The sequence below is a fragment of the Mesorhizobium sp. RIZ17 genome (assembly GCF_051127865.1).
GTDB lineage: Bacteria > Pseudomonadota > Alphaproteobacteria > Rhizobiales > Rhizobiaceae > Mesorhizobium > Mesorhizobium humile.
In genome coordinates this window covers 4409590-4436487 of record NZ_CP147861.1, presented here as the reverse complement: position 1 = coordinate 4436487, position 26898 = coordinate 4409590, and the positions used below count along the sequence as shown (strand labels likewise).

Annotated in this window: 30 protein-coding genes; 12 read left to right on the top strand and 18 right to left on the bottom strand. The window is 63.6% G+C overall.

Features of this window, described 5'->3' with window-relative positions:
* Positions 1-19: 19 nt before the first annotated feature.
* The 6 genes from pip to cysS form a co-directional block, all read right to left on the bottom strand.
* Positions 20-994: a prolyl aminopeptidase gene (gene pip, locus WDX12_RS21140; protein WP_320294998.1), complete on the bottom strand. Its 975-nt coding sequence runs from the start codon at positions 992-994 to the stop codon at positions 20-22.
* Positions 991-1467, bottom strand: a complete 477-nt coding sequence (locus tag WDX12_RS21135) for a GFA family protein (protein WP_320294997.1) — start codon at positions 1465-1467, stop codon at positions 991-993. Before WDX12_RS21135 ends, pip begins: the two co-directional genes overlap by 4 nt.
* Positions 1464-1955, bottom strand: a complete 492-nt coding sequence (locus tag WDX12_RS21130) for a GFA family protein (protein WP_320294996.1) — start codon at positions 1953-1955, stop codon at positions 1464-1466. Before WDX12_RS21130 ends, WDX12_RS21135 begins: the two co-directional genes overlap by 4 nt.
* 33 nt (positions 1956-1988) lie before the next feature.
* Complete coding sequence (locus WDX12_RS21125) at positions 1989-2375, bottom strand: VOC family protein (RefSeq protein WP_434721875.1); 387 nt, start codon at positions 2373-2375, stop codon at positions 1989-1991.
* Positions 2372-2770: an endonuclease domain-containing protein gene (locus WDX12_RS21120; RefSeq protein ID WP_434721874.1), complete on the bottom strand. Its 399-nt coding sequence runs from the start codon at positions 2768-2770 to the stop codon at positions 2372-2374. The genes WDX12_RS21125 and WDX12_RS21120 overlap by 4 nt, the downstream gene beginning before the upstream one ends.
* A gap of 274 nt (positions 2771-3044) precedes the next feature.
* Positions 3045-4496 carry a cysteine--tRNA ligase gene (gene cysS / locus WDX12_RS21115; protein WP_434721873.1) on the bottom strand — a complete coding sequence of 484 codons (1452 nt, stop codon included), beginning with the start codon at positions 4494-4496 and terminating at the stop codon, positions 3045-3047.
* Between the two features lie 392 nt (positions 4497-4888).
* Between cysS and WDX12_RS21110 the strand changes: the two genes are divergently transcribed.
* Positions 4889-5044, top strand: coding sequence for a hypothetical protein (locus WDX12_RS21110; protein WP_112095803.1), 156 nt, complete (start codon positions 4889-4891; stop codon positions 5042-5044).
* Positions 5045-5157: 113 nt separating this feature from the next.
* On the opposite strand, the gene WDX12_RS21105 is transcribed toward WDX12_RS21110, so the two are convergent.
* Complete coding sequence (locus WDX12_RS21105) at positions 5158-5919, bottom strand: SOS response-associated peptidase (RefSeq protein WP_434721872.1); 762 nt, start codon at positions 5917-5919, stop codon at positions 5158-5160.
* A gap of 117 nt (positions 5920-6036) precedes the next feature.
* Between WDX12_RS21105 and WDX12_RS21100 the strand changes: the two genes are divergently transcribed.
* The 4 genes from WDX12_RS21100 to WDX12_RS21085 all read left to right on the top strand — a co-directional run bounded on the left by WDX12_RS21100 (position 6037) and on the right by WDX12_RS21085 (position 8438).
* Positions 6037-6456, top strand: a complete 420-nt coding sequence (locus tag WDX12_RS21100) for an NUDIX hydrolase (protein ID WP_434721871.1) — start codon at positions 6037-6039, stop codon at positions 6454-6456.
* A gap of 74 nt (positions 6457-6530) precedes the next feature.
* The gene (locus WDX12_RS21095) at positions 6531-6908 is read left to right on the top strand and encodes a TIGR02301 family protein (RefSeq protein ID WP_434721870.1); all 378 of its coding nucleotides are present in this window, start codon (positions 6531-6533) and stop codon (positions 6906-6908) included.
* A 355-nt stretch (positions 6909-7263) separates the two neighbouring features.
* Complete coding sequence (locus tag WDX12_RS21090; protein WP_040984202.1) at positions 7264-7521, top strand: hypothetical protein; 258 nt, start codon at positions 7264-7266, stop codon at positions 7519-7521.
* A gap of 131 nt (positions 7522-7652) precedes the next feature.
* Positions 7653-8438, top strand: coding sequence for a hypothetical protein (locus tag WDX12_RS21085; RefSeq protein WP_320294989.1), 786 nt, complete (start codon positions 7653-7655; stop codon positions 8436-8438).
* A gap of 9 nt (positions 8439-8447) precedes the next feature.
* Here the strand turns inward: WDX12_RS21085 and WDX12_RS21080 are convergent, their stop codons facing one another.
* The 3 genes from WDX12_RS21080 to WDX12_RS21070 all read right to left on the bottom strand — a co-directional run bounded on the left by WDX12_RS21080 (position 8448) and on the right by WDX12_RS21070 (position 10832).
* Complete coding sequence (locus WDX12_RS21080) at positions 8448-9161, bottom strand: nucleotidyl transferase AbiEii/AbiGii toxin family protein (RefSeq protein WP_434721869.1); 714 nt, start codon at positions 9159-9161, stop codon at positions 8448-8450.
* A 65-nt stretch (positions 9162-9226) separates the two neighbouring features.
* On the bottom strand, positions 9227-9451 hold the full coding sequence (locus WDX12_RS21075) for a hypothetical protein (RefSeq protein WP_320294987.1): 225 nt from the start codon (positions 9449-9451) through the stop codon (positions 9227-9229).
* Between the two features lie 49 nt (positions 9452-9500).
* The gene (locus WDX12_RS21070) at positions 9501-10832 is read right to left on the bottom strand and encodes a dihydroorotase (protein ID WP_434721868.1); all 1332 of its coding nucleotides are present in this window, start codon (positions 10830-10832) and stop codon (positions 9501-9503) included.
* An 84-nt stretch (positions 10833-10916) separates the two neighbouring features.
* Between WDX12_RS21070 and WDX12_RS21065 the strand changes: the two genes are divergently transcribed.
* The 3 genes from WDX12_RS21065 to WDX12_RS21055 all read left to right on the top strand — a co-directional run bounded on the left by WDX12_RS21065 (position 10917) and on the right by WDX12_RS21055 (position 14619).
* Positions 10917-11780, top strand: a complete 864-nt coding sequence (locus WDX12_RS21065) for a YgfZ/GcvT domain-containing protein (protein ID WP_434721867.1) — start codon at positions 10917-10919, stop codon at positions 11778-11780.
* A complete protein-coding gene (locus tag WDX12_RS21060; RefSeq protein ID WP_434721866.1) occupies positions 11780-12418 on the top strand; it encodes a hydrolase in 639 nt (212 codons plus the stop codon). Before WDX12_RS21065 ends, WDX12_RS21060 begins: the two co-directional genes overlap by 1 nt.
* 65 nt (positions 12419-12483) lie before the next feature.
* Positions 12484-14619: a putative bifunctional diguanylate cyclase/phosphodiesterase gene (locus WDX12_RS21055; RefSeq protein WP_434721865.1), complete on the top strand. Its 2136-nt coding sequence runs from the start codon at positions 12484-12486 to the stop codon at positions 14617-14619.
* Between the two features lie 27 nt (positions 14620-14646).
* Here the strand turns inward: WDX12_RS21055 and WDX12_RS21050 are convergent, their stop codons facing one another.
* Positions 14647-15537, bottom strand: a complete 891-nt coding sequence (locus WDX12_RS21050) for a fatty acid desaturase family protein (protein ID WP_434725686.1) — start codon at positions 15535-15537, stop codon at positions 14647-14649.
* Positions 15538-15648: 111 nt separating this feature from the next.
* On the opposite strand from WDX12_RS21050, the gene WDX12_RS21045 reads away from it, so the two are divergent.
* Positions 15649-16596, top strand: a complete 948-nt coding sequence (locus tag WDX12_RS21045) for a LysR substrate-binding domain-containing protein (RefSeq protein ID WP_434721864.1) — start codon at positions 15649-15651, stop codon at positions 16594-16596.
* An 18-nt stretch (positions 16597-16614) separates the two neighbouring features.
* Here WDX12_RS21045 and WDX12_RS21040 read toward each other — a convergent pair whose 3' ends face one another.
* Positions 16615-17619: a DMT family transporter gene (locus WDX12_RS21040; RefSeq protein WP_434721863.1), complete on the bottom strand. Its 1005-nt coding sequence runs from the start codon at positions 17617-17619 to the stop codon at positions 16615-16617.
* Positions 17620-17709: 90 nt separating this feature from the next.
* Between WDX12_RS21040 and WDX12_RS21035 the strand changes: the two genes are divergently transcribed.
* Complete coding sequence (locus WDX12_RS21035; protein WP_434721862.1) at positions 17710-18561, top strand: LysR family transcriptional regulator; 852 nt, start codon at positions 17710-17712, stop codon at positions 18559-18561.
* 127 nt (positions 18562-18688) lie between these two features.
* On the opposite strand, the gene WDX12_RS21030 is transcribed toward WDX12_RS21035, so the two are convergent.
* From WDX12_RS21030 to WDX12_RS21010, 5 genes are all read right to left on the bottom strand, one after another.
* Positions 18689-18961: a DUF3303 domain-containing protein gene (locus WDX12_RS21030; RefSeq protein WP_434721861.1), complete on the bottom strand. Its 273-nt coding sequence runs from the start codon at positions 18959-18961 to the stop codon at positions 18689-18691.
* A 150-nt stretch (positions 18962-19111) separates the two neighbouring features.
* Complete coding sequence (locus WDX12_RS21025) at positions 19112-20575, bottom strand: RimK family protein (protein WP_320294979.1); 1464 nt, start codon at positions 20573-20575, stop codon at positions 19112-19114.
* A 4-nt stretch (positions 20576-20579) separates the two neighbouring features.
* Positions 20580-21677: a peptidase C39 family protein gene (locus tag WDX12_RS21020; RefSeq protein ID WP_434721860.1), complete on the bottom strand. Its 1098-nt coding sequence runs from the start codon at positions 21675-21677 to the stop codon at positions 20580-20582.
* Between the two features lie 205 nt (positions 21678-21882).
* The gene (locus tag WDX12_RS21015; RefSeq protein ID WP_434721859.1) at positions 21883-22677 is read right to left on the bottom strand and encodes an anti-sigma factor family protein; all 795 of its coding nucleotides are present in this window, start codon (positions 22675-22677) and stop codon (positions 21883-21885) included.
* A complete protein-coding gene (locus WDX12_RS21010) occupies positions 22674-23192 on the bottom strand; it encodes an RNA polymerase sigma factor (RefSeq protein ID WP_320294976.1) in 519 nt (172 codons plus the stop codon). Before WDX12_RS21010 ends, WDX12_RS21015 begins: the two co-directional genes overlap by 4 nt.
* Before the next feature lie 216 nt (positions 23193-23408).
* Here WDX12_RS21010 and WDX12_RS21005 point away from each other — a divergent pair, with 216 nt between their 5' ends.
* Positions 23409-23657 carry a type II toxin-antitoxin system prevent-host-death family antitoxin gene (locus WDX12_RS21005; protein WP_434721858.1) on the top strand — a complete coding sequence of 83 codons (249 nt, stop codon included), beginning with the start codon at positions 23409-23411 and terminating at the stop codon, positions 23655-23657.
* The gene (locus WDX12_RS21000; protein WP_434721857.1) at positions 23650-24045 is read left to right on the top strand and encodes a hypothetical protein; all 396 of its coding nucleotides are present in this window, start codon (positions 23650-23652) and stop codon (positions 24043-24045) included. The genes WDX12_RS21005 and WDX12_RS21000 overlap by 8 nt, the downstream gene beginning before the upstream one ends.
* Positions 24046-24073: 28 nt before the next feature.
* Here WDX12_RS21000 and WDX12_RS20995 read toward each other — a convergent pair whose 3' ends face one another.
* On the bottom strand, positions 24074-26845 hold the full coding sequence (locus WDX12_RS20995; protein ID WP_434721856.1) for a DUF2339 domain-containing protein: 2772 nt from the start codon (positions 26843-26845) through the stop codon (positions 24074-24076).
* Between the last annotated feature and the right edge of the window lie 53 nt (positions 26846-26898).

Sequence of the window (26898 nt, the reverse complement as noted above, 5' to 3'; positions counted from 1 at the left end):
TTTTCAGCTTTCGACGTACCTAAGTTGCATTGCCGCCAGCGAACCGATCCGTCGCCCGGATCAGCCGATCCAGAATCCCGGGCTCCGAATAAGCGTGCCCTGCCCCCTCGATCAGATGAAAATCCGCTTTCGGCCACGCCTTGTGCAGCGCCCAGGCATATTTTGCCGGGCACGGCATGTCGTAGCGGCCGTGGACGATGGTGCCGGGGATGTCCTTCAGCTTCCAGGCGTCGCGCAGCAGCTGTCCCTCCTCCAGCCAGCCGGCATGGACGAAATAATGGTTCTCGATGCGGGCGAACGCGACCGCGTAGTCGTCCTGGCCGAACGGCGTGCTTGTCTCCGGCTCGGGCAACAGCGTGATCGTCTCGCCTTCCCACAGGCTCCAGGCAAGAGCCGCGTCGACCTGAGCCTTGCGGTCGGAGCCGACAAGCCGCTTGCGGTAAGCGGCCATCATGTCGCCGCGCTCGGCCTCGGGGATCGGCGCCAGGAAGCGTTCCCACTTGTCCGGGAACATCTCGGAGACGCCGAACTGATAGTACCATTCGAGCTCGGCGCGGGTGAGCGTGTAGATGCCGCGCACGACGAGCTCGCTGACGCGCTCCGGATGCGTCTCGGCATAGGCGAGCGCCAGGGTCGAGCCCCAGGAGCCGCCGAAGACAAGCCATTTGTCGAAGCCCGCCATCTCGCGCAGGCGCTCGATGTCGGCGACGAGATGCCAGGTGGTGTTGGCCTCCAGCGAAGCGTTGGGCGCCGACTTGCCGCAACCGCGCTGGTCAAACAGGACGACGTCGTAGAGTTTCGGGTCGAACAGGCGCCTGTGCTTCGGCGAGATGGTGCCGCCCGGACCGCCATGCAGGAACACGGCGGGCTTGGCGCCCTTGGTGCCGCAGCGCTCCCAATAGATGGTGTGGCCGTCGCCGACATCGAGCATGCCGGACTCGAACGGCTCGATCTCCGGATAGAGCGTGCGCAAGGAACTGTTGTGGATCGTCATAGTTTCAAGCCCTGCTGCGGCCAGTTGGCCGTCTCGTGGTCGGGATGCTGGAAGGAGATGATCTGCTCCTGACGTCGATAGAAATCGGGGTCGTCATGGACCGGCGCCTCGAAGATCTTCTCCACCCAGGGCAGGCGAACCGCGTAGTTGACCTGGATCTGGGGCGCGAGGTCGGAGCGGTCGTCGAAGGCGCCGATGGCGATCTCCAGCGCGCCCGGCTGGCGATAGGTCAGCGGCGTGCCGCAGCGCGCGCAGAAGCCGCGGTCGATGTTGACCGAGGACTGGAAATAGCTCGGCTCCTCATGGGTCCATTCGACGCCGTCCTTCGGCACCGTCACCAACGCGCCGAAGAAGGAGCCGAACTGCTTCTGGCACATGCGGCAATGGCAGATGGACGGGCGCCCGAGCTTGCCCTTGATGCGGAAGCGCACAGCGCCGCACTGGCAGCCGCCTGTTCGAACTTGATCGGTCATGGTCTTTCCTCCGGCGGCCATTGGTCGGTGTCGTGATCGGGATGCTGGTAGGAGACGAGTTCGGCGAGATAAGGCGCCGAGGCGATATCGGCCATCGTGTCCTCAGACGGCAGTTTCGGGATACCGTCGACATAGGGAAGCTTTGCTTCGACGCCCCATTGGATGGTCGGCGCGATGCCCGTTGGATCGTCGAAGGCGGCGATCGCCAGCGCCATGCCGTCCGATGCCTCGAAGGTCAGCGGCGTGCCGCATTCGGCGCAGAAGCCGCGCCAGGCGGCATTCGACGAGCGGAAGCGTTTCGGTTCGCCGCGCGTCCAGTCGAGCGTGGCGCCGCGCACCGAAACCAGCGGCAGATAGAAATTGCCGCTCGCCTTCTGGCACATGCGGCAATGGCAGACCGAGGCGTCGCCAAGCGCGCCCTCGACGCGGAAGCGCACGGCGCCGCATTGGCAGCCGCCGGTGTAGACCGGCCGGTTGTCGAGGCTCATGACACACTCCCGATCATGGGCTGCTTTTGGGGCTCACTCCGGATCATGGCAGACTGCCTCGACGTTGTTGCCGTCGGGATCGAAGACGAAGGCGCCGTAATAGTTGGGGTGATAGTGCGGGCGCAGGCCAGGTCCACCATTGTCCTTGCCGCCGGCGGCAAGTGCTGCCGCATGGAAGGCGTCGACCTCGGCGCGGCTGCGCGCGGTGAAGGCGACGTGTTGGGTCGATCTCGGCTTGTCCGTGCTGTCGCTCAGCCAGAACACCGGCCGGTCGCGGCCATAGCCGCCAACCTTGGCGCCGCCGGTATATTCCTGAGGCACCATGTAGAGCAGCGAAGCCCCCAGCGGCGCTATCGCCTTGTCGTAGAAAGCCTTCGAGGCGCCGAAATCGGAAACGGTGATGCCCAGATGATCGATCATAGGACGAGATCCTCCGTTGGTGGCGCGGGCGCATCGGCCAGGCCGGCCACGATGACGATATGCTGGCAGACATTGTCGATATCGCGGATCACGTCGTCGTTCCAGAAGCGCAGGATGGTCCAGCCACTGGCGCTTAGATATGCGCTTCTTGCTTCGTCATATCGTAAGTGTTCCGCATCGGCATGCTGGCTGCCGTCGACCTCGACTATCAAACGATGAGCTGAGCAAGCGAAGTCAACAATGTATGGCCCTATCGGCACCTGCCGCCGAAAGCTCATTCCCATCAGGCGGTGGGCGCGCAACTCGTTCCAAAGCTTCAGCTCGGCATCGGTCATCGCTCGCCGCATGGATTTGGCGTTTTTACGCTGACGGGATGGAACGAGGTCGTGTCCCATGCTCAGGCTGCTTTACGTGGGAGATTGGCGAAACCGCACGCGACATCTGATCTCCCCCCTTGCGGGGGAGATGTCCGGCAGGACAGAGGGGGGTGCTGTCCCGCCGACGTAGAAACTACCAGGGAGCGCTGCCTTCTCCGGAAATGGCCGGCACATGAGTGGGCAAGCCGAAACGCTGGCGTTCCTTCACACCCCCCTCTGTCCTGCCGGACATCTCCCCCGCAAGGGGGGAGATTAGCCGTCATAAGCGCTTTCGCCAATCGCCAAGGTACCCTCACCGCTTGATCTCCCAGCTCGTCACGCGTTCGCCGGTGGCGGGGTCCTTGCCGTCCTTCAGTTGCACGCCCTGCGCCAGCAATTCGTCGCGAACCCGATCGGCCTCCGGCCAGTTCTTCGCCGCGATCAGCGCCAGACGATCCGCGATCGCCTTGGCGACCGCAGCCTCGTCCACCTTGGCCGCGCCCGTATCGAAACCGAGGAAGGCCAGCGCCGCCTTCAGCGAAGCGGCGACGGGGTTCTCGCCGGTGCCCGCGAACTCTGCCGCCTCGCCGGCAAGCTGCGTCAGCCGCTGGAAGGCGGTGTAGGTGGCGAGATCGTCGGACAGCGCTTCCACCACATCCGCCGGCAGGTCCTTCGCGGCCGCGGGTGCCAGATCCGCCGCGCGCTTCCACTTGCGCAGCGTGTTTTCCGCCTCTTCCAGCTTGCGCACGGAGAAATCGATCGGCTCGCGATAGTGCGTCATCAGCATCGCCAGCCTGAGCACCTCGCCCGGCCATTTCCTGCCGCCGAAAGTCTCGGTCTCCAGCAGTTCGTGGATCGAATAGAAATTTCCGAGGCTCTTCGACATCTTCTGGCCTTCAACCTGCAGGAAGCCATTGTGCATCCACACATTGGCCATGACGTTGGTGCCGTGGGCGCAGCGCGACTGGGCGATCTCGTTCTCGTGGTGCGGGAAGATCAGGTCCAGCCCGCCGCCATGGATGTCGAAGACTTCGCCGAGATAGGCGGCCGACATGGCCGAGCATTCGATGTGCCAGCCGGGCCGGCCCCTGCCCCATGGGCTCTCCCAGCCGGGCTCTTCGGGCGAAGACAATTTCCACAGCACGAAATCGCCCGGGTTCTTCTTGTGCGCATCGACCGCGATGCGCACGCCCGCCTGCTGTTCGTCGAGATTGCGCTTCGACAATTCGCCGTAGTCCGGCATCGAGGCGGTGTCGAACAGCACCTCGCCGCCGGCGACATAGGCGTGGCCGCGCTCGATCAGCTGCCGGATCAGCGACAGCATGTCGGCCTTGCCGTCGGCCCGGGGCGCGACGAACTCGGTCGCGCGCGGCTCGTAGGTCGGCTCAAGGCAGCCAAGCGCGGCGACATCCTTGTGATACTGGTCGGCAGTCTTTTCGGTGACCTTGCGGATCGCATCGTTGAGCGAAAGCTTTCCGGCCTCGATCTCGCCGCCGAAGTCGCGCAGCGCCCTGGCGTTTATCTTGTCGTCGACATCCGTGATGTTACGCACATACGTGACGTGGCTTTCGCCGTAGACTTGGCGCAACAGACGGAAAAGCACATCGAAGACGATCGCCGGGCGCGCATTGCCGATATGGGCAAAGTCGTAGACGGTCGGGCCGCAGACATACATGCGCACATTGTGCGGATCGATCGGAACGAAGCGCTCCTTCGCCCGCGTCAGCGTGTTGTAGAGGCTAAGGCCCTTCGATGCGTCAGACATGCGGTCCCGGTCCTTGGTTTGGGTTCACTGAAACCAGCTCCGCGCCGAAGGCACAAAGCAGGCTCCAGCCTGCTGGCCGGGGCGTTTTTCCGATCTGGGTAAAGATGAGGCGAAAACGTCCGGACCAGCGCGAGGCTAGCCAATAATGCAAATGCCACAAATGGCGAAAGACGTTTTCATGGGCGGCTTTATCGCGCCGGCGGGTGTTGCCGTCAAGCCGCTCCGCTCAGGAAAGATGTCGCTGAATCACAGGTAAAGACAGGCCGAAACATTTTATTAAACATGTCGGCACAGTGATGAAACATTCGCCGGCTAGACCGCCAGATGTCACGATTTGGTCGGAATCGGCCGCCAAACGCTCAACACGAAACCGTTACCAAGGGAAGAGAATCATGGCTCGCAACAAGCAGGAACAGAACCGACAAACGCAGCCCGCACTGGCCAGCCACTACCGCGCGATCGGCCCGGCGGCAATCGTCGCGGCCCTCCTCCACACCGCGAAGAAGAAGAAGCCCGCGCAGAAGATCGTTTCGCCGCGCGCTGCCTGAAAAGGCACGACCGGCACGGTCCCCGACAATGGGGATGCCGGCGATGAGGGCGCCAGAGCGCGCCCTGGAGATGAAGGCCTCCGGAAGCAGCCTCGCCAGGCTGGTAACCTTCGCTAGAATAAGCTCATCTGGTTTTCGTCCGCGCCAGGCTTCTGGCGCCTGGGCTTTTCGGCTTGCGGCGAAACGACGCCGCGCTCCTGAATCTCCGGCCCGGTGTTGGCGACCTTGTTGACCAGGTCGGAAACCGGGACAGCCTCGAAGAAATCGGGTTCCGCCGGCTTCAGCAGATCGAGCACGTCGCGCGGCTCCTGCGTGCGGCAATCCAGCCAGCGGGCGAAGTCGCGTTCCTCGATCATCACCGGCATGCGGTCGTGGATATGGGCGATGCCGGCATTGGCATCGGTCGTCAGTATGGCGCCGGTGTCCATCTCCGAGCCGCCCGGTTCGGAAAAGGTCTCGATCAGGCCGGCGAAGGCGACCACGCCGCCGCGTCGCGGGCGGATCCAGTAGGGTTGCCCCTTGCCGCTGCCCGATTGCTGCCACTCATAGAAGCCCGATGCCGGCACAAGAGAGCGCCGGTGGCGCATGGCGGTCTTGAAGGAAGCTTTTTGCAGCACCCCTTCGGAGCGGGCGTTGATGAGCAGCGGAAACGCCCTGGTGTCCTCGACCCAGGCCGGAATCAGCCCCCAGCGCACCAGCATCGCCTGGCGATCCGGCAGGTTCGAGCCAGGTTCCCGCTGCGGGCCGGCAAGCGCCATCAGCACAGGCTGCGTCGGCGCGATGTTGTAGCGCGCCGGAAACTCCTCGAGCTCGGCAAGGCCGAGGAAGGCGGCGGTCTGGTCCGGCGTGGCGGTCAGGGCAAAGCGTCCGCACATGAATCTGGGCTCTTCGATTGACGAGCCATGAAAGTGGCGATGGAACCGCCGCGCCGCAACGGCTAAAGCTTGTTTCGCCCAATCGGTCCACAAAAGGCTGCAGAAAGATCGACCCGCATGGAACAGCGCAGGATCATACCGGCCGTTTCCGTCGCCGTCGTGCGCGGCGGCACTGTGCTTCTGGTCAAGCGCGCGCGGGCGCCGTCGCAAGGGCTCTACGCCTATCCCGGCGGCAAGGTCGAGCCGGGCGAAACGCTGGCGCAAGCCGCGGCGCGCGAGCTTCAGGAAGAGACAGGGCTCGAAGCGACAGGCTATCGGCCATTGCGCGACATCCATATCGACGGCAGTGCCGAGAACCACGCGGTCGACTATCTGCTGAGCGTGTTCGGCGCGGCCTATGCCGGCGGCGAGCCCGTGGCCAGCGACGATGCCGAGACGGCGGCGTTCTACACGCTGGCGGAAATGGCTGAGATGCCGCTTGCGGGCGACGTGTTCTCGGTCGCCGAGGAATTGCTCGGGCCCGCCGCGGGCGCGTAGGCACCGAAAAAATCGCCTTGCGGGCGACAAGATGTTTCGCCACAAAGCCTTAGCTCCCTCACGCCAAGGCTTTGATGTCCCGCGCTTCTGCTCTTCTCGCCGCGTGCCTCGCCGTCAGCATGGCCGTTGCCGCGCGGCCGGCGATTGCCGCCGAGGCGCCGTTCGAGCCCGGGCTGATGCGGCTGGCGGAAGTGCTGGGATCGCTGCATTTCCTGCGCAACCTGTGCGGCGAGAAAGGCGACCAGTGGCGGGCCGAGATGGAAAAGCTGCTCGAATCGGAAAACCCCGATCCCGACCGGCGCGCCCGCTTCATCGCCTCCTTCAACCGCGGCTACCGCTCCTTCAGCGGCATCTACACGCAATGCACGCCTTCGGCGACCGAGGCCATCGCCCGCTATATGAAGGAAGGCGAGACGTTGTCGCGCGACATCGCTTCGCGCTACGGGAATTGAGGCTGGATCTGCGGCCGCTGCGCGTTTTGCGCAGATTTTTTGCGACAATCGTCGCCAATGTGAGCTGCCTTATTGTCTCCTGTCCCACTCTGATGCAATCATGTGTTGCACTTGCGCAACAGCGTTAATGAAACGTTAGTGCGCGATTGTGGAATTAACTCAAACTGAAGGTTTTGATGCCCCAAGCCGGTCTAATCGGCTAAGCTCGAAACCGATTGAGCGCAATCTCACCCGAAATGTAGATTTCGACCGTAAAAATGTCGTATTTACAAAGACTTAAATGAGGCTGCGGACGAACTGACAGGTCAAGCTAGGTCCACTATCGGATCGCCGCTTGCGGAAGGTGGACATCGCAATGGAACATGGTGTCAGCGACATCGACGCGTTGGTCAGGGAAGAAAAGCGGCTGACCGCCGTGGAAAGCCACAGCGAAGCGTGGGCCGAGGGCCTGTCGGCCGGCATCGAACCTGAGATCATCGCCGAAGCGGCGCTTGAGACCGCTTTCGGCGAGATGTTGCGCGCCAATGGCGAGACCTCGGCGCTCGCGCTGCTCGACCGCATGCGGGAAAAGGTAATTGCCGGCGCGTTCGAGCCGGAACGGCTGAAGCACTAACCACCCGTTTCGACAACGACTTTTTGACCATGACTTTTTGACGGCGACACGCCATTTGGGCATCATGCCCATGCGCTCGGACATTCGGAGCGCCGGCCGGGCCGAACCCGGGTACCATGGAGAGGCAAGCGGTGAGATTTTCGATGTCGGGCCGGCCGCGCGGACTGACCCTCAGCATCCTGGTCGCCGCTTCCTGCCTGGCGCTGCCTCTGTGCCTCACCAGCACGCCTTCCTACGCGCTGAGCGAGATCCAGCGCGAGGACCTGCCTTCCCCGGTGACCCCGCCCGCCAATGGCGACGGCGCCACGCCCGGGGCTACCGTGCCGATGCCGGAGGCGCCCGGCACCAAGCCCTCGGACCAGCCTGCCGATGACACGGACAAATCGGAGCCGAAGACGCCGCCCGCCAATGGCGGCATCACCAGCCCGCGCGCGGATCCGGACGCACCGCCGCCCGCGGTCGTCTATGACCTCAACACGCTTCCCGAACCGGTCAAGCGCATGCATGGGCTGATCATCGAAGCCTGTCGGACCGGCGACATCGAAAAGCTCAGAGCGCTGATCGGCAAGGGCGATTCCATGACGCAACTGTCGCTGGGCGACATCGACGGCGACCCGATCACCTTCCTGAAAAGCCTCTCGGGCGACGGCGACGGCCAGGAAATCCTCGCCATCCTGGAAGAGGTGCTTTCGGCCGGCTATGTCCATGTCGACACCGGAACGCCGCAGGAACTCTATGTCTGGCCGTATTTCTTCGCGCTGCCGCTCGACAAGCTCGATCCCAGGCAACGCGTCGAATTGTTCAAGCTGGTCACCGCAAGCGACTATGACGACATGAAGCAGTTCGGCGCCTACATCTTCTATCGCGTCGGCATCACCCCGACGGGCCAGTGGCTGTTCTTCGTCGCCGGGGATTAGGCCCGAAACCTATCGCTTACCGGCCTGCGGCCATATCCGAGCCGCTTCGTTTCGCAGGGCCGAAATGGCATCGGTTCCCAAGACGGGGTCCATTTGCAAGGCTTCGGCTGCGTCGCGCAATTCGCTCTGGTCCCGGAGTTTGGCCACGACCCAGGCGATTTTGCGTTCGATGTCGGAGCCATAGGCGGCTTGTGCCTTGTCGAGGGCCTCAGTCGGCATCTGCCCATACGCCTTGACCAGCATCCCAAGATCGAAGGCATCGCGATATGCGACGGCACGATCCTGGCATCGATCGGCATTCGCCAGCAGCTTCTCAGCAAACATGTCCGCAGGAACGAGCGCCGGTACCCCCAAATCCTCGTCGAAATGACCGCGCAAATCGATGCGGCCTTCCCGGACGACTTCGAACCGGATCGGTTGCCCTTTGAGCCTCACAACGGTCCTCAGGCCGTACTGGTCGATCTGGAAATCCCGGATGGCATCGACGGATTCAGGGAAAAAAGCCCGAACGCCGAGTTCCGATGCTTGTGTTCGCAGCTCGCGATAGCCGCCGGCGTCGGCGCAAAGGAAATCCAGATCCAGCGACCGACGATACTCGCCAAGCTTCATGACAATGGCTGTGCCTCCGCCAAACCAGCACTGATTGGCCGTCAGAAAGTCACGATCCATCAGTCCGAGGGCTTCGGCAATTATCCTGTGCTCCGGTTTTTCGAACGCCTTCATGATCTCTACCCGCAATATTCCGTCGGGCGCAGCGGTGCGCGCATCGAGGACAGAAAGATGGATTATCACGACGTGGTCAGAAGGATACCGTGGCCGAATTCGTCGGCTAGTTTCGCAATAAGCAGTTTCTCACGAGCCGTAAGGCGCTTTTGATCGACAAAGCGCCAGTTGCGCTCATAAAGCGCAAACACTTCTTCGGCCGGGATGGGGCGCGTGACATCGCGGTTCCAGGCGAGTGCCTGGAGCTCAGGAAACTCCGCAGGAATGATTGGCCCGATATTCGCGGTCATGGCGCTCAAGATAATGCAGAGCGCTTAACAAATCCAATTTTCGGCGGGATTAGGCCGGCAGCGCCTCGGAAAACTCCACCGCCCTGCCTTGGCCGGGCGTCACGATCTCGCCTTCCCACATGACGCGCGTGCCGCGCACGACGGTGCCGACCGGCCAGCCGGTGACCTCCCTGCCATCATAGGGTGTCCAGCCGGCCTTGGAGCCTGCCTGCACGTTGGTGATGGTCTCGCGCCGCTTCATGTCGACGATGGTGAAGTCGGCATCGTAGCCGGCGGCGATGCGGCCTTTCCTGGCCATGCCGAAAATGCGCTGCGGACCATGGCTGGAAAGGTCGACGAAGCGCTGCAATGTGAGCCGGCCTGCGTTGACATGATCGAGCATGATCGGCACCAGCGTCTGCACGCCGGTCATGCCGGACGGCGAGGCCGGATAGGTCTTCGCCTTCTCGGCCAGCGTGTGCGGCGCGTGGTCGGAGCCAAGAACATCGACGATGCCCTGCGAAATGCCGTGCCAGACGCCGTCGCGGTGACGCGAGGCCCGCACCGGCGGGTTCATCTGGATCAGTGTGCCGAGCCGCGCATAGTCGTCGGCGCTAAGCGTCAGGTGATGGGGCGTCGCCTCGCAGGTCGCGACATCCTTGTGCTGTTCTAGGAAGACGATCTCCTCGGCCGTCGAGATGTGCAGCACATGGATGCGCGCGCGCGTCTGCCTCGCGATACGCACCAGCCGCTCCGTGCAGCGCAGCGCCGCGATCTCGTCGCGCCAGACGGGATGCGACGACGGATCGCCCTCGATGCGCTCGCCGAGCCGTTCGCGCAGGCGGAACTCGTCCTCGGAGTGGAAGGCGGAGCGGCGGCGGGTGTTGCGCAGGATCGAGGCGACGCCTTCATCGTCCTCGACCAAAAGGTCGCCGGTGGACGAGCCCATGAACACTTTTATGCCGGCCGCGCCCGGCAGCCGCTCCAGTTCGCCGACGTCGCCGGCATTGTCGCGCGTGCCGCCGACCCAGAAGGCGAAGTCGCAATGCATGCGCCCGGTGGCGCGCCGCACTTTGTCGGCAAGTGCTGCCTCGCTGGTGGTCAAAGGGTTGGTGTTGGGCATTTCGAAGACGGCGGTGACGCCGCCCAGCACCGCGGCGCGGGATCCTGTCTCCAGATCCTCCTTGTGTTCCAGCCCCGGCTCGCGGAAATGCACCTGGCTGTCGACGACGCCCGGCAGGATGTGGAGGCCCGCGCAGTCGATGGTTTCGCTGGCCGAAGCCTGGCCGAGATCGCCGATCCGCGCGATGCGCCCATCCTTCACGCCGATGTCGCGCCGGCCCTCGCCGTCATGGTTGACCACGATGCCGCCTGTCAGGATGAGGTCGAAGGTGGTTGCCATGGCAGGTCCAATCACTTGCGGGGGGAGTGTGGCCGGCTTACGTAATGGCCGAACGTTTTGCAAGATCAGGCCGATTTCACACCCATGCCCTTTGCCCAGCTCAAAGACCGCGCGCTCATTTCCGTTTCCGGCCCCGATGCCGAGCATTTCCTGCAGAACATCCTCACCACCGATCTCGACGCGCTCGGCCCCGACCAGGCAAAGCCGGGCGCGTTGCTTTCGCCGCAGGGCAAGATCCTGTTCGATTTTCTCATCTCCCGCGCCGGCGAGAATGGTTTTCGCCTCGAATGCCGAGCCGATATCGCCGACGATTTCGTGCGCCGGCTGATGCTTTACCGGCTAAGGGCGAAGGCCGATATTGCCAAGCAGGATCAGGCGCTTGTCACGGTCGCGTGGGGCGATGATTCAACCGCCTCATTTTCTGATTCAACGGCGCTCGCCGACACGCGCTTCCGCGACGTGGCGGTGAGGCGCGCTTATGGAGGCGAGGCAAAGGAGGGCTGCGATCGGAATGCCTGGCTGGCGCTGCGCATCGGCAACGGCATCGCGGAGAGCGGTTCAGACTACCAACTCGGCGACGCCTTTCCGCACGACGTGCTGCTCGACGAGACGGGTGGCGTCGGCTTCATGAAGGGCTGCTATGTCGGCCAGGAGGTGGTTTCGCGCATGCAGCATCGCGGCACCGCGCGGCGCCGTGTGCTGATTGCGTCGGCCGATAGCCCCCTGCCTGCGGCCGGGACCGAGCTCACCGTCGCTGGCCGACCGGTGGGCACACTTGGGTCTGTCGACGGCCGGACCGGTCTTGCCATCGCCCGCATCGACCGCGTCAAGGCGGCGATCGATGCCGGCGAGGCGGTCATGGCGGGCGAGGTTCCGGTAACGCTCGCCATTCCCGGCTGGGCGAAGTTCGCCTTCCCGCAGGATGCGATCAGCGCGGAGGAGGCCTGATGGCGGCCGACCGGGCCGGCGCGCCGCCGCGCGCCTGGCAACGCATGCTTTCGGGCCGTCGGCTCGACCTGCTCGACCCCTCGCCGCTCGACATCGAGATCGCCGATATCGCGCACGGCCTTGCCCGCGTCGCCCGCTGGAACGGCCAGACCAGCGGCGACCATGCTTTCTCCGTCGCGCAGCACTCGCTGCTGGTCGAGGCGCTCTATGGCGAGCTGTCGCCGGAGGCCACAGCAGAGGCGAGGCTCGCCGCGCTGCTGCACGACGCGCCCGAATATGTCATCGGCGATATGATCTCGCCGTTCAAATCGGTGATGGGCGGTTCCTACAAGGATTGCGAGCTGCGCCTGCAGCGCGCCATCCATCTCCGTTTCTCGCTGCCGGCCGAACTCGCCGCCTCCTTGCTCAAGGACATCAAGCGCGCCGACCAGATCGCCGCCTATTACGAGGCGACGCTGCTGGCCGGCTTTTCGACCGCGGAGGCGACCGAGTATTTCGGGCGACCGCGCGGCTTCTCCGCCGACCGCTTCGACTTCACGCCAAAATCCGTGACCTGGGCGCAAACGGCTTTTCTAAAGCGTTTCAAGACGCTGGATGCCAGGCGCCAGTCTTCGCAAGCCGTGAATTCAACCATATAGAAGAACGCTAAATTAACCGGCGACCGCGACAGTATTGCGTTCGGTCACGGTCCGAAGGCGTGCTCATGCCCGGCGCACATGTCAAGACTGGTTCGGTCGCCGGCAGGCGAAAAACGGCCGGCATTGGTCCGGTGCGGGGGATCGCCGAAGAATTGCGGGCTCAGAACGAGCGCTTCGCGGCGGCTGTCGAGAACATGTCGCATGGGCTGTGCATGTTCGACGCCGACGAGCGGATGATCATCTGCAACCACAACTATCTCGACATCTTCAGCCTGGACGCCAAGGTGGTGAAGCCCGGCATTCCTTTCTTCGACATCCTGCAGCACAGCGTCGACATCGGCATCGCCTCGCAGAGCGCGAGCGAGCTTTATGCCATCCGCAAGCCTTACATCGACGGGGCCAAGGCTTCGACCTATGAGGAAGTCCTGTCGGACGGGCGCATTATCGTCATTTCGCACCGGCCGATCGCCGTCGGCGGCTGGGTGTCGATCTACGAGGATGTGACCGAGGAGCGGCGCGCCGAGGCGGAACTGAAGGAGCAGCACCGCCGCTTCGACGCCGCGTTGGCCAACATGTCGCAAGGCCTGCTGATGTACAGCGCCGCGGGCCGGCTCATCGTACGCAACCAGCGCTTTCTGGACCTGTGCAACGCCAAGGCGTCGGATTTCGCGCTCGGCATGACGCATCGCCAGATGCTGGACAAACTCATTCGCCTCGGCATCTTCGCGCCGGTCGAAATCGACGTCGAGGTCGGGAAGACGAAGGCCAGCCTGGATGCCGGCCAGTCGCACTCGAGCTACCGCGAGCTGGTCGACGGCCGAACGCTGTTCGTCTTGCGGCGGCCGCTGACCGACGGGGGCTGGGTTGCGACTTTCGAGGACGTCACCGAGCGCCGGCGCGCCGAGGAGCGCATGACGCATCTTGCGCATCACGACACGCTGACCAACCTGCCCAACCGCTCGATGTTTCGCGATCGGCTGGACCAGGCGCTTGGCGAGGCCAAGCCGCTGGCGATCCTCTCGCTCGACCTCGACCGCTTCAAGGCCGTCAACGACACGTTCGGCCACCCGGCCGGAGACTGGCTGCTGCAATGCGTCGCCAAGCGGCTGCAGCATTCCGTGCGCAGCAGCAAGGACGTGGTGGCACGCTTTGGCGGCGACGAGTTCGCCATCATCCAATTCGGCATCGGGAGCGTCGCCGACGCCGAAAAGCTCGCCAAGCGCATCGTCGAGATCGTCGGCAAGCCTTATCGCGACAAGGGGCGCGAAATGCATGTGGGCGTGAGCCTGGGCATCGCGCTCTATCCCGGCGACGGGCACGATGCCGACACGCTGCTCACCAACGCCGACATGGCGCTCTATCGGGGCAAGAGCGAAGGACGCAATGTCTATCGCTTCTTCGAGCCGGGCATGGATGCCCTGATGCGCGAGCGCCGGGCGCTTGAGGCCGAGCTCGAGGCAGCACTCTCCAGGCGCGAGTTCGAGCTCGATTTCCAGCCGATCCTCGACATCGGCTCCGGCAGAATTGTCGGCGCCGAAGCCCTGATGCGGTGGCGCTCGCCGTCGCGCGGCCTAGTGTCGCCGGAGAACTTCATAGCCGTCGCCGAGGAAACCGGATTGATCGTGCAGCTCGGCGACTGGGCGTTGCGCAAGGCCTGCAACGTGGCAGCGAACTGGCCGCCGGACATGCGCATGGCCGTCAATGTCTCGGCCGCGCAGATCAAGAACGGCGGCTTCGCCCGCAGCGTGATCGCGGCGCTTGCCTTTTCCGGCCTGCCGGCCAACCGCCTCGAGCTCGAAATCACCGAAACGGTGATGATGGACGAGAGCGACGCGGTGCTGAAGACGCTGAGCCAGTTGCGCGGTCTCGGCGTGCGCATCGCGCTCGACGATTTCGGCACCGGCTATTCCTCGCTCGGCTACCTCCGGCGTTTCCCCGTCGACAAGATCAAGATCGACCGCTCCTTCACCAGCGATCTCGACAAGCGCGACACGGCGGCGATCGTGCGCACCGTGATCGGGCTCGGTGCCGAGCTCGGCATCACCGTCACCGCCGAGGGTGTGGAGACCGAAGCGCAGCTCGACATGCTTCGCAAGGCCGGCTGTGGCGAAGCGCAAGGCTATCTGATCGGCATGCCGGCCAAGGCCGCCGAGGTGAACCGTCTGCTGCGCGCGCAGGCGCTGCTGCGCCAATCGGGCTGAAGCCGGGTTTCCCGACGTCAGGCACGGTCAGTTGAGTGTCCCGATATACTTCTCATGGAAGCTGACATAGCCTGGCTCGACCACCTTGAGGTGCCGCTCGATCAGCCTGTGGAATTGCGGCAGTTGGTGGAAAGGCACGCCGGGATAGGCGTGGTGCTCGGCATGGTAGGGCATGTTCCAGGCAAGCTTGCGCACGAACCAGTTGGTCAACGTCGTGCGGGTGTTTTCCAGCATGTTGGCGACGAAGGGACAACGGCCGTGCTCGGCCAGCAGATAAAGCCGGAGGAACGGCTGGCCAAGCAGCGCTGGCACGATCCAGACATAGAGCAGCACCGATGCCTTGAACCAGACCGCAAGCGCGAACAGGACGACATAGAAGGCGATCATCGCCCGCGCCTCGGCCTTCACCTTCGGCAGGCCCTTTGGCGGCACATAGCTGTCGCGGCAGCGCCCCATTGCGTTGGCGTAGAGCGTCTTGAAATGGCCCCACCATACAGGGAGGCCAGAGACGTGGACGATGTATTGCCGCAATGTCTCGGGCTTCGGAAAGGCGAGCTCCGGATCGTTCTCGGGGTCCTGGGTGAAGCGATGATGGGCGAAGTGGAAGTAGCGGAACCAATCGGCCGGCAGCGCGATCGCCAGGCTGCAGAAGCGCGCGACGATATCGTTCAGCCTCTGCGTTTCGAACGCCGTCCTGTGCACCGTTTCGTGCAGCAGCGTGAACAGGAAGACGATCAGGACGCCTTGCGGCAGCATCAGCACCGGCCAGAACGGCACCTTGGCTGCGATCAGGGCGCCAAGGACGATGATCGCGCCGAGATGGAGCGCGAACTGGACAAGGCCTGGCCCGTCCGATTTGCCGGTCAGCCGGCTACGCTCCTCATTCGTCAGCGAGGCTATCACGGAGCGATGGTCGATGGCTGTGTCGTGGTCGATTGCGTTCATGAAACCACGATACCCAGAAAGAAACCTTTCGAAAAACGAGGATTTCTGCGAAATAGATAAGGTAACCTTATCTTTCGGATTGCCATGGTCGCTCTTCCCTCCTTGCGCGGACTTCAGGCCTTCGAAGCGGCGGCGCGCACAGGCAGCTTCGCGGCGGCGGCGGAGGAACTGTCGATTTCGGCTGCGGCCGTCAGCCAGCTTATCCGTACCGTCGAGGAGCAGATGGGACGAAAGCTGTTCCATCGGGTCAACCGGCGCACGGTGCTGACCGAGGCCGGGGTGGAGATGCTGCCGCGGCTCAGCATGGCCTTCCGCGAGATCGGCAGCGTCGCCCGCGATGTCGGCGGCGATGCGTTCCGGCCAAGGCTCGTCGTTTCGGTGCCACCCTCCATGGCGATGGGCTGGCTTTCCGAGCGCATCGCCCATTTTGTTGCTTCCCACGGCGCCGCCGACATATCGCTGAGAGGAGACGACGACCCGGTACCGTTCGATCATGAATTGATCGACATCCGCCTCTCCTACGGCCCGCACTATCGCGAGCATCCGACCGAGGAGATCGTCAGGGACGCCGTCTATCCCGTCTGCGCGCCGACGCTGGCCGGCGCGACCGGATCCGACGGCCTCGCCGGCCCGCCGCTCATTCACACCGACTGGGGACCGACGGGCGCGTCCTTCCCATCCTGGCGCAACTGGTTCGAGGCGGCGGGAAGCGAGCCCGGCCGCGCGGCACAGCGTGGCCTTTCGGCCAACTCGTCGCGGGCAGCGCTCGATCTTGCCATCTCAGGACTGGGCGTGGCGCTGGCGCAAGGCATCTATTGCGCCCGGGCGCTGGAGGATGGCAAGCTGGTGCGGGCTGCCCCGAAATCCTTGGAACTGCGCCAACCCTATTGCCTCACAATCCCCGAACGCAGCGCGAGGCGCGATATCGTGGCGGCGTTCCGCGAATGGCTGATCGCGGAATGCCGGCGCGCCGTCGGATCGCCGGCTCTCGGCACCCAGTGCTCCGAGGACCGATTTACGGAATTACGATGACAGCGCCGCTTTCTGTCCTCACCTCGCCTTGCGGCGCAGCACCAGCAATCCCGCCACTACAATCAAGACCATGCCTGAGACAGAAGTCACGCTGGGTGCTATCCCAAAGAACAAAATGTCCCAAACGGTGACAAATACCAAATAGCTGTACTCGAATGTTGAAACGACGGCAGGCGGTGCAGTCTGATAAGCCCCTCCCAGCAGCATACCATTGATAATCGCAAATCCGGCAAGCAGCGTCAGCACGAGCCAATCGTTCAGACCGACTTTTGACCAGGCGCCAAAAATGTAGGGATAGGCGTCCGCAAATGTGCCTTGCGGTTGGAGCCAAAGCATCGACACGCTGACAACTGTTCCGGCGAGCAACATGACGATGTTCTGAGACAGCGACAGAGCTGCAACGGGGGCGTTCTGGCACCTCGCCCGTGTCGTGATATGCGCCAGAGCGTAGGAAGCGGCCCCGACAATTGGGAGCAGTGCCCATGGCGAAAAAGCGTCGGTTCCGGGCTGCAGCAAAACCACGACGCCCGCAAATCCGAGGCAGACCCCCAGCCATCCCAGCGGGCCGACTGACTCACTGATCGCATATGCGGACAGCAACGTTATAAAAATGGGAGCGATGTAGTTGGCTGCTCCGACGGTCGACAGGCTCAAGAATGGCAGCGCCGCGTAGAAAGCCAACAAGCTGGCCGTAATAAACATAGACCGCAGAAGCGGCCACTTACCCAAGGCGGCTTCCAGGATGCCCCGCTGCGCGCCGCGCACCCAGAGGGCTGCGAAGAGCATCGGGATAACCAAGACGCCACGCAGGCAAAATATTTGCCAGAGCGTCAGCTCGCCGCTGAAGAGCTTGAAAACGACGTCCTGGATGGAGATTGCGAGGGCCGCTGCGATAATCAGCGAAATACCACGCGCGATGTTTTGTGGCCGGAGTTCAACGACAGCTGTCAATTTTCGCCCCTTGCTGAAATCACACGCCTCCAACAATTGCCGCATGGATGACGATTTGATTATGCCTTGCATATTGAACTCACAATTTAGTATTTTTAAATTATGGAGCGCGTACCGATCCACGGAATTGAAGTTTTTCTGGCTGTCGTCCGCGAAGGGTCGATGCGTGCAGCGGCAGATGCCCTCGGCGTGGGCCCGCCAGCCGTTACTCTGCAGTTGAAAGCGCTGGAAGACCGGCTGGGAATTGACTTGTTGGTCCGCACAACCCGCAGCATCGAACTGACGGAGGCCGGAAAGGTCTTGTTCGACGCCGCCGCCCCTGCCCATCGCGACCTGACTTATGCGGTCAAAAAAGCCAAAGAAATGGCGCGATCCACAACAGGGACTTTGCGGCTGAGCTTGTCACGGGAGGCCTACGTCACAGTCCTGGCGCCTGTGTTGGGAGAATTCCTTGGTGAGCATCCCGGCATCAACCTGAACATTTCGTGGAATGACGAATTGGTGGACGTTAATCGCCATGGAATTCATGGGGGTATCCGTTTGGGCGACATGCTCGTACCAGACATGGTCGCCATCCGCGTCACCTCGCCGGTGAAGTCGGCATTCTTTGCCGCGCCCTCATACCTCCAAATCCAAGGTGTCCCTAAACGCCCTCGCGACCTTCTGCACCATCGATGCATCCGGCAAAGTCAACCTGCATCTGGAAACCTGCGCGAATGGCGGATTTCAGAGGATGGACAAGACAAAGGCATAGACCCACCAGCGCGACTGATTTTCGATTCCGCTGCGGGCGTCATTCAAGCGGCGCGAGACGGACACGGAATTGGATGGTCCATGCGGGTGTCGGTGGAAGAACATCTCAAGGCCGGTAATCTGCAACCGGTCCTTGAGCCATACGCCCAAGACCTGCCACCATTTTACATCTACTACCCTGAGCAAAACAAACGGGTTGAATGCCTCAAACTGCTCGTGGAATTTCTAAGGAAGCGGCTAAGGAAAAGGCTCGAAAGCTGACTTGTTGTAGTCGCAGTGAACTGGCCCTGAAAACAGGCAGGCGCCGCATTGCACCCGCTAGCCCAGCCGATCATCGAAAAGATATACGATGACGGCGCACCGGTTTACTTCCGCTTGCCGATCTTTTTCAAAGATGTCCGGCCAGCGCGGCGACCATGTCCTTGCTGCTGGCCACGGGAACGATCTCGAACTCAACCAGATCCGCCCATTCGATGACCCAGCGCTGCAGCACCGTTGCGTCATCGGCTTCCACCAGCATGAAGCAGCGGCTCATATCGCCAGCGATCCAGCTGTGATGCACGACGAGTTCATCCGGCTTCAGCCGGCCCTTGTCGCGGAAGCGGCGGTAGATTTCCTTGCGGTCCGCGCCGTGGAAGTCCTCGATCACGAAGAACAGCATTTCTTTTCCCTCAATTCGAACAAACTAGAATTGGAGAATTGAGGAACTGGAGAATTGAAGAATGGAGCAGCTATCGGAGCCATCCGTCTTCAGTTCATCAGCTGCTCAATTCTTCAATTCCCCAGTTCCTCAATTCCGCCTTTCCGGCCGTTACTTATCCGGCCTCTCCAGGCGTTCCAGGAACCACTGCGTCAGCCGCACCCAGAGCTCGTCCTTCTCGCCGGAATCCTCCCAGCCGTGGTCGAGATTGGGATTGTCGTTGACCTCGATGACGAAGACCCCGTCCTTGGTCTCCTTGAGGTCGACGCCGTAGAGCCCGTCGCCGATGCATTTTGCGGCCTTGACCGCCGTCTCGACGACATGCGGCGGCGTCTGCTTGAGCGTGAATGTCTTGATCCCGCCCTGGTCGGGCTTGCCGCTGGCCTTGTGGTTGACGATCTGCCAGTGCTTCTTCGCCATCAGATAGTGCACGGCAAACAGCGGCTGGCCGCCGAGCACGCCGACGCGCCAGTCATATTCGGTCGGAATGAATTTCTGCGCGATCAGCAGATCGGAATCTTCCAGCCATTCGGTCGCAAGCTTGGTCAGCTCCGCCATGTTCTCGCATTTCTTGACGCCGCGCGAGAAGGACGAATCCGGAATCTTCAGCACCAGGGGAAAACCTAGCGTCTGTGCCGCCACTTCGAAGTCGGACGTGCCGGCGATCATCACTGTCGGCGGCACCGGCACCTTGTTGTAGGTCATCAGCTCGTTGAGATAGACCTTGTTGGTGCAGCGGATCATCGACAGCGGATCGTCGATCACCGGCATGCCCTCCTGCTGGGCGCGGCGCGCGAAGCGGTAGGTGTGATTGGAGATCGACGTGGTCTCGCGGATGAACAGCGCGTCGTAATTGGCGAGCTTGGCGAGGTCCTTCCTGGTGATCGGCTCGACTTCGACGCCCATCTTCTCGGCGATCCTCGCCCAGTAGCGCAGCGAGGAGATTTCCGACGGCGGCAGTTCCTCATGCGGGTCGACCAGCGTCGCGAATGTATAACGCGCCGGCGTGCGACCCTTGGTGTCGCGCCACTCGCGGTTGGTGTAGGTGTCCAGGCATTGCAGGAAGAACTCTTCCTCGCTCTCGGTCATGCGGGCAAGCGGCAGGAAGCCGATCTTGCGGATCGAGGCCCATTCGGCGCTGTCCTTGATATGGACCTCGAGCGCCGGCGCGCGGAACCAGTCGAACAACAGCTTGGCGAAACGGTCCCAGACTTTCGACGGGCCGATGCCGAAGAAGATCGCGACCTTGGCCGGGAAAGTCCCGCCGAGGTCCTTCCTGCATTTGTTCAAGGCCAGCTCGAGCTCCGGCAGCGCGTGCTCGTAGAGCTTGCGCTCCGACAGGTCGATCATGGTCTCGACGGTCGGGATCACCCTGTGGCCGCGCGAGCCGGCCAGCAGCGAGGCGTAGTAGCCGCGGCTCTGGTAGCCGTAATTGTTGGACAGGTTGATCACCTTCGGCCGCTGGCCGCGGAACAGTGCCGGATGCGCGAGATAGTCGCGGTTGGTGATGATCTTGTGGGGTGTGGCCACCTGATCGATGTCGTTCTGCCTGCCTGTCAGAATAACCCAGGTCATTGTCTCAGCGTTTTCCCAGAGTGATAGCTGCGCGCAGGCCGTCGCGGCCGAACTGCGCCATGTTCATGAAGATGTCGTAAGGCACCGGAATGTTTGCGGCATCGAGGATCGTTTCCTGTCTTTCATCCTCGACCCAGGGATCGTGGATCAGGATATGGTCGCCATCGTCGCCGATGGCCAGCACCCAATGCGGCACCTTCTTGCCGAACATAAGGAAGCCGCTGATCAGCACCACCACCAACTTGCCCTCGGCAAGGGCTTGGCGGATATCGTCGATGCCGAATGGACGGTAGTTGACGGGAATGCCGTAGAGCTCGGCGCGGCGACGGAAATCGACCTGGGCGAGCTCCATCACCCGGCGCTTGTCCTCGCTCCGCACCGACTGCAGGAACAACGCGCCGTAGAAGGAGACGAAGATCTCGGCGGCTAGCCCGCTCTCGTAGCCGGCGACCGCCAGGCCGAAAGGCTCGCAGCCGCCAGGGCCGGACATCATGAAGACCGTGGTCGCCTCGCGCCACAGGCGGATCTCCATGACCGGGTCCGGCACGAAGCCACTGTCGAAATTGGCCATCGCCATCATCAGACAGCACGGGCCGCAGGTGAACTCGCAGGTCTGCTGATAGAACGGCACCTTGGTCGCGGTCGGGGTGTCGCCGCGCAGCGTCTTTTCATAGCGCAGCGCCGTCGCGCCATCCTCGTAATAGTCGGGCTCGCGACCCAGTTTTCGATAGCCGGCCTGCTCGTAGACACGGATGGCGCGATCGTTGTCTTCGCGCACTTCGAGGCGAAGCAGCAGCCGGTCGTGCTCGAAGGCCGCTTCCTCGGCGGCAGCCAGCAGAAGGCGGCCGATGCCAAGCCGGGCGAAGAACGGACCGACGGCGATGGAATAGAGCCGCGCGACGCCGCTTCCCTTGCGAAACAGCACCACGGCATAGCCGGCGACACGGCCCTCATTCTCGGCCACCAGCATCTCGGCGGTTTCACGTTCGATGAATTGGCGGAAAGAGCGGCGCGAGAGCCTGTCGCCCGGAAAAACGGCCTTCTCGATGGCGGCGAGGTCATCGACGTCTGACGCGCGGGCCTTGCGAATCTCGGCAGGCATGCGGGCTTGGGAGAACCTCGATTGGGTTTAAGAAACGGCCCCGGTGGATGCGTTGCGAACACTGACCGAAGCGCCAGCATTCATCAAGCGCTATCGCTCCTTGATTAGGGCCGAATTGTGACTGTTTCCGCCACGGCAGGAAGGGCCAGGCGCTTGAACAGAACTGCCGTTCGAAGGACTGCCGGCGCCGAAAAACGCAGCCGGTTCAGCTCGATATGCCGGCCAGGAGCTGGCCATAGGCGCTCTTTGCGACATCCGACAGCCGCTCCGGCGGCAACGAGCCGACGACGGCGCAGGCATAGCCTTTGTCGAGCCAGTAGACCGCCTGCGGTCCACCCGCCTCGGCCGCATAGGTGCCCTTCGATGTTTGGGCCGATTCGGCGGTGACGAAGAGCGAGATGCGCTCGCCCTTGGCGTCCTCGTAGAGAAGCATCGCCGCCTTGCCTTGCTCACCGGCGGGCAGCAGCCGACCGCCGACCAGCTCGAACCCCTCGGCCGCCAGGTCGGGCGCAACCAGCTTCAGCCCGACACTGTTCGACAGCCAGGTCTGGAGATGGTCCTTGTCGCTCGCCGGGACCTCAACGGCATGGCGCTTCTCAGCGGCGTAGATGACATGGGCGGCGATCGCCTGCTCGGCGAGCTGGTCGTCGTCGCCACCACCACGGGCGATGCTGTCGACGCCGGCGACATAGCCGCCCAAGCCGCCGACAGCGAGCATCACGGCGGCAGCAGCCGACAGCCACCAGCGCGAACGCCAGGCCGGCGCCTTCATGGGCGCGTCGCCAAGCACTGCCTGCCGCAGCCTCGCCGGCACCGGCTCGTCCATCACGCCCGCGAGGGCGGCTCGCATTGCGGCGCGATCGGCGATGTAGCGCGCTGACCTCGCCTTCATCTCGGGATTGGCCTCAAGCCAGGCGTCATAAGCCATGCGCTCCTCACCCGGCAGCTCGCCGTCGAGGGCCATGTGGATATCGCGTTCGGAAAAATCGCGGCGGGTCATTTCTCGACGATCCTTATCGAGCGGCGCCGCGATGTGTCCTCGAGCAGGCCTCGCAATTCCTCGCGGCCGCGCGCGATGCGCGACATCAGCGTGCCGGCCGGCACGCCGAGGATGTTGGCGGCCTCGGCATAGGAAAAGCCCTCGATGGCGACCATCACCAAGGCCGCGCGGCGATCGGGGCTGATCGCCTGCAAGGCATCCAGGATCTCGCGCGAGGCGATGGTCTCGACCTGATCGGCGGGCGCGGACTGGGCCTCACCGGCTTCGAGAGGCAGCATCGCCGCCTCGCCGCGCCGGTTGACCTTGCGCATCTGGTCGATGAACAAGTGATGCATGATCGTAAACAGCCACCTCCGGGGGCTCTCTCCAGTCTGCCAGTTGTCGAGCCGCACAAGCGCCCGCTCCAGGCAATCCTGGACCAGATCGTCGGCGGAATCGCGGTCGCGCAGCAGCGAGCGCGCATAGCGCCGCAGCCGCGGTATTTCGCTCAGGATCGCTGCCTTCTTGTCGTCCATGACCGCTTTGTTTCGAGGTCGCTTTCCATCCCGATAGAACGCGCCTTCCCGGCGCGGTGCAAGCAGTCAGCGCGAAGCGGCCGAACCGCTGCGATTACCCAAGCACGAGAATAACGCTGGCGAATGGCGATTTATTCCCGGCTCAAAACCGTGCGAGATTGATTGTTTGATTACGTAACATAGGTATAATAGGTATGTTACGTATGAGGCACTCCCATGAAGCAATTCACCTTTTCAGACATGAACCGCGCATCGGGCGAGATCCTCGAAACGGCGATGATCGAGCCTGTCGCCCTGACAAAACGCGGCAAGGAGAAACTGGTCATACTTTCGGCCAGGCAATACCGGCAACTCGTTGGTTCGTCTCATGCCGCCTACACGCTCGAGAATGCGCCTGACGCGGTCCACGATGAACTGACGTCGGGATTGGAAGCCATCATAAGCGACGATGGACCGGATGTTTAAGCCCGGCGACCTGCTTCGTTATTACTATCTATGGGCGCGGCAGGCTGACGCCGGTGAAGAATCAGGCCGCAAAGCGCGACCCGTCTGCGTCGTAGTCCGAACGCCGACGACGCCCGCGGCGCTGTTCCTGTTTCCACTCACCTCGCAGCAGCTCAGCCCGACCCGCACGTCTATTGCCATCAGTGAGATCGAGTGCCGCAGGGGCGGCCTCGATTTTCCGTCATGGCTGATCCTCGACGAGTACAACCGTGTGCGGACTGACGAAGCTTACGACCTCGTGACGACAAAGCCGATCGGTTCTTTCAGTCCGGCATTCGTTCGCAAGATTGCGGGCCTCATCAAAGAGGCAGCCGACCAGCGCCGCCTGCGCGGCGTTGCGCGGAAATAGCAACAGAGGTCCAGGAAGCCCAAGCCTCTCACCCCGCTTTCGCCGCTCTCGTCAGCAGTCGCTGGTAGAACAGGCCGATGCCGATCAGCACGGCGCCCAGGCCGATGAAGGAGAGCGCGCGCAGCACGCCTTCCAGTTCCGACATGTCGAAGAGGAAGACCTTCACCACCGCGACCGCGATCAGCACTGCGGAGGCGATGCGCAGCACCTGCGATTTCAGCCAGACGCCGGCGGTGAGCAGCGCCACGCCGATGACCAGCCAGAGCGCCGAGTAGGTGTAGGTCTCGAGCTGGCCGAGCCCGCTCCACAAGGCGATGAACTCGCCCTTGAACAGGCGGCGCACCGAGAGCGTGGCATAGGCGAAGGCAAGCAGCGCGGCGATCAGCGCCAGCATCGCCGCGTACCATCGCGGACGCTTGTCGCGGACATAGAGCGCGAGCGCGCCGGCAGCGATGGCAGGCAGCAGATAGGCGAGGAACAGCAGATTGAAGACCGGGATCTTCCCGGTCGACTCGTCCGTCAGCAGCGGGTTCAGCACCACGAAATGCTGAACCGCGATCAAGCCTGCCGACACCACGCCGGCGGCCATCGAGCCATAGCGCAGGACCGAGCTCGGCGAGCGCATGTCGATGGCGACAAGGATCGCGCCGGCGCCGAGCGCGATCAGCGTGTAGATCGCCTGCTCGGCAAGCGTCACCGTGCCGGTGTCGATGACGCCGCCATGCATGGCGTGGCGCACCAGCATGGCGATGGTGAGCAGCGCGAACAGCGCCGAGGCTGCCTCCATGGCAAGGCGCGGCCGGCCGTTGGTGGTGCGGGCAAGCTGCCAGGCGGCGAAGCCGAAGGCGAGCGCCGGCACGCCATAGCCAGGCAGCAGCCAGTTGAAGACCGGCGTCCTCGACAGAAGCGCCGCGCCGACGATGGTCGGATCGAAAGCGACGCGGCCGAGCACAGCGACCGCCGCGCCCACCCCGATCCAGCCCAGCACTGGGTAAGAGCGCCAGCGCGTGGCCAGCGCCGGAATGATCGCGGCGGCGCCGAGCAGCAGTGTCGTCCAGCCGGAGCCGAAGGCCATGTGCAGCATCAGCAGGCCGGCGATGCCGGCGCCGGCAAGGGCGAAGGACACGGCCGGGCCGCCACTCAGCGGCGGCTCCTCGGCGCGCGCGATCCACTCGCCGCCGGCAGCGAAGACCAGTGTCAGCAACAGCGCCGGCATCGCGTAGCCGAAATCGCGGTCGATATCGCCGAAGGTGAGCCACAGCGCGGCGAGCACCACCAGCGGGGCAATGACGCCCCAGGCCGCCCAGCAGGCCGCGCGCACCGGAACAGTTGCCGCAAAGCGGCGTGCCGCCCAGAAGCCGGCCGCGAGGAAGATCAGGCCAAGCGCGATGCCGATGCGGAAAGTCAGCGTGTCGGACGACGCCAGGGGTTGAGCGTCCAACCCGACATCGAGCGCATCGGCGCCGATCGTGGCGGGTGGGATGATGCTGAGATAGATCAGCACGGTCGCAATGCCCGCCGCGAAGACCAGCGGAAGCGCGCGCGGCCGGTAGAGCGCCGCCGCGGCCAGCGCGGCCAGGAGGACCGCGCCGTGCAAGGCATCGCCGGCGCTGGCAAAGGCCGGATCGACGGACAGGCCGAGCGCGCTCAAGGCGATGAAGAAGCTGGGCACGATCGAGGGCCAGTCGAAGCCGCGTTCGGCGGCGTCGCGGCCAGTAACCAAGAAAAGGCCGAGCCAGACCAAGGCAAGCACGGCAAGCGTCGCCAGGCTGATGAACAGAACGGCGGCGAGGTTCACCTCCGGCGCGTCGACCATGTAGAGAATGGTCCAGATACCGGTGCCGGCGAAAGCCGCGGCGACCAACGCCTTCCAGTCACGGATGCGGGCGATTGCCGCCGTGGCGGCGAGCACGATCGCCAGATAGACGAACAAGGCCCAGGGATTGGGTGCCTCCGAGGCGACCAGCGCCGGCGTGACCATGGCGCCGACGAGGCCGATGCCGGCCAGCGCCAGGCCATGCAGGAGCGAAGCGCCAATGGTCGCAACGCCGATAACGCCGAGCAACGCGAAGGCCGTCGCCGGGCCGATGAAGCCATAGATGCCGTGCGCCGCGTAGACCGTGCCGAACAGGATGAACGCGCCCGCCCCGGTCAGAATCGCGGGGATGTAGGCGCTGGCAGCGCCTTGCACCGGTACCTTGAAGCCGGTGCGGCGGATGAATTCGGCGCCGGCAATCAGCACCAGGCCGAGGATGCCGGCCATGGCGAGGCGCACGCCGGGGCCGAAGATACCGGCCTCGATGGTGTAGCGGATCAGGAACAGGCCGCCCAACGCCAGCGCGATGCCGCCGACCCATACCGCCCAGCGCGTGCCCAGCGCCGTCTCGACATCGCTCTGGCGCGCCGCCTTGGCGGGCGCGGGCGGCTCTGCTCCGGGCGTCTCGGTGGTGGAAACGGGTTGCGCCGGTTCGGACGGCCCGGCGGATTGCGCCGCGGCCGCCTGGGCCTTCGTCCAGGGTCCTGCCGCTGCCTCCGCTTCGGCCGCCTCGTGCTTCGCGGCGATGTCTTCGCCCGCGCCGTCAGCCAACGGCGCGGCAGGCGCCACGGCTGCCTTGGCCTCCTCGGGAAGAGCTCCCTGCGCCGCACCGGCTGCCTTCGGCGCGGACAGCGAAGCGCCCGACTGCACCAGGCCGCGCAGGACGCCGAGCTCGCGCTCGACCAGTGCGATGCGGTTCTGCTGTCGTGAGACGATGACGAAAAGAGCTATGACGGCGGCAATGGCGATCAGGCTGAAAAACATGGTGGTTTCCCTCAAAACCAGACCAGACGTGGCCAACAAATGCGGCAATGAGA

Excerpts from the sequence above, each read along its gene's own strand:
- pip (WP_320294998.1), bottom strand. The coding sequence starts at position 994 with ATGACGATCCACAACAGTTCCTTGCGCACGCTCTATCCGGAGATCGAG.
- WDX12_RS21135 (WP_320294997.1), bottom strand. The coding sequence starts at position 1,467 with ATGACCGATCAAGTTCGAACAGGCGGCTGCCAGTGCGGCGCTGTGCGC.
- WDX12_RS21130 (WP_320294996.1), bottom strand. The coding sequence starts at position 1,955 with ATGAGCCTCGACAACCGGCCGGTCTACACCGGCGGCTGCCAATGCGGC.
- WDX12_RS21125 (WP_434721875.1), bottom strand. The coding sequence starts at position 2,375 with ATGATCGATCATCTGGGCATCACCGTTTCCGATTTCGGCGCCTCGAAG.
- WDX12_RS21120 (WP_434721874.1), bottom strand. The coding sequence starts at position 2,770 with ATGGGACACGACCTCGTTCCATCCCGTCAGCGTAAAAACGCCAAATCC.
- cysS (WP_434721873.1), bottom strand. The coding sequence starts at position 4,496 with ATGTCTGACGCATCGAAGGGCCTTAGCCTCTACAACACGCTGACGCGG.
- WDX12_RS21110 (WP_112095803.1), top strand. The coding sequence starts at position 4,889 with ATGGCTCGCAACAAGCAGGAACAGAACCGACAAACGCAGCCCGCACTG.
- WDX12_RS21105 (WP_434721872.1), bottom strand. The coding sequence starts at position 5,919 with ATGTGCGGACGCTTTGCCCTGACCGCCACGCCGGACCAGACCGCCGCC.
- WDX12_RS21100 (WP_434721871.1), top strand. The coding sequence starts at position 6,037 with ATGGAACAGCGCAGGATCATACCGGCCGTTTCCGTCGCCGTCGTGCGC.
- WDX12_RS21095 (WP_434721870.1), top strand. The coding sequence starts at position 6,531 with ATGTCCCGCGCTTCTGCTCTTCTCGCCGCGTGCCTCGCCGTCAGCATG.
- WDX12_RS21090 (WP_040984202.1), top strand. The coding sequence starts at position 7,264 with ATGGAACATGGTGTCAGCGACATCGACGCGTTGGTCAGGGAAGAAAAG.
- WDX12_RS21080 (WP_434721869.1), bottom strand. The coding sequence starts at position 9,161 with ATGAAGGCGTTCGAAAAACCGGAGCACAGGATAATTGCCGAAGCCCTC.
- WDX12_RS21075 (WP_320294987.1), bottom strand. The coding sequence starts at position 9,451 with ATGACCGCGAATATCGGGCCAATCATTCCTGCGGAGTTTCCTGAGCTC.
- WDX12_RS21070 (WP_434721868.1), bottom strand. The coding sequence starts at position 10,832 with ATGGCAACCACCTTCGACCTCATCCTGACAGGCGGCATCGTGGTCAAC.
- WDX12_RS21065 (WP_434721867.1), top strand. The coding sequence starts at position 10,917 with ATGCCCTTTGCCCAGCTCAAAGACCGCGCGCTCATTTCCGTTTCCGGC.
- WDX12_RS21060 (WP_434721866.1), top strand. The coding sequence starts at position 11,780 with ATGGCGGCCGACCGGGCCGGCGCGCCGCCGCGCGCCTGGCAACGCATG.
- WDX12_RS21055 (WP_434721865.1), top strand. The coding sequence starts at position 12,484 with ATGCCCGGCGCACATGTCAAGACTGGTTCGGTCGCCGGCAGGCGAAAA.
- WDX12_RS21045 (WP_434721864.1), top strand. The coding sequence starts at position 15,649 with ATGGTCGCTCTTCCCTCCTTGCGCGGACTTCAGGCCTTCGAAGCGGCG.
- WDX12_RS21040 (WP_434721863.1), bottom strand. The coding sequence starts at position 17,619 with ATGCAAGGCATAATCAAATCGTCATCCATGCGGCAATTGTTGGAGGCG.
- WDX12_RS21035 (WP_434721862.1), top strand. The coding sequence starts at position 17,710 with ATGCGTGCAGCGGCAGATGCCCTCGGCGTGGGCCCGCCAGCCGTTACT.
- WDX12_RS21030 (WP_434721861.1), bottom strand. The coding sequence starts at position 18,961 with ATGCTGTTCTTCGTGATCGAGGACTTCCACGGCGCGGACCGCAAGGAA.
- WDX12_RS21025 (WP_320294979.1), bottom strand. The coding sequence starts at position 20,575 with ATGACCTGGGTTATTCTGACAGGCAGGCAGAACGACATCGATCAGGTG.
- WDX12_RS21020 (WP_434721860.1), bottom strand. The coding sequence starts at position 21,677 with ATGCCTGCCGAGATTCGCAAGGCCCGCGCGTCAGACGTCGATGACCTC.
- WDX12_RS21015 (WP_434721859.1), bottom strand. The coding sequence starts at position 22,677 with ATGACCCGCCGCGATTTTTCCGAACGCGATATCCACATGGCCCTCGAC.
- WDX12_RS21010 (WP_320294976.1), bottom strand. The coding sequence starts at position 23,192 with ATGGACGACAAGAAGGCAGCGATCCTGAGCGAAATACCGCGGCTGCGG.
- WDX12_RS21005 (WP_434721858.1), top strand. The coding sequence starts at position 23,409 with ATGAAGCAATTCACCTTTTCAGACATGAACCGCGCATCGGGCGAGATC.
- WDX12_RS21000 (WP_434721857.1), top strand. The coding sequence starts at position 23,650 with ATGTTTAAGCCCGGCGACCTGCTTCGTTATTACTATCTATGGGCGCGG.
- WDX12_RS20995 (WP_434721856.1), bottom strand. The coding sequence starts at position 26,845 with ATGTTTTTCAGCCTGATCGCCATTGCCGCCGTCATAGCTCTTTTCGTC.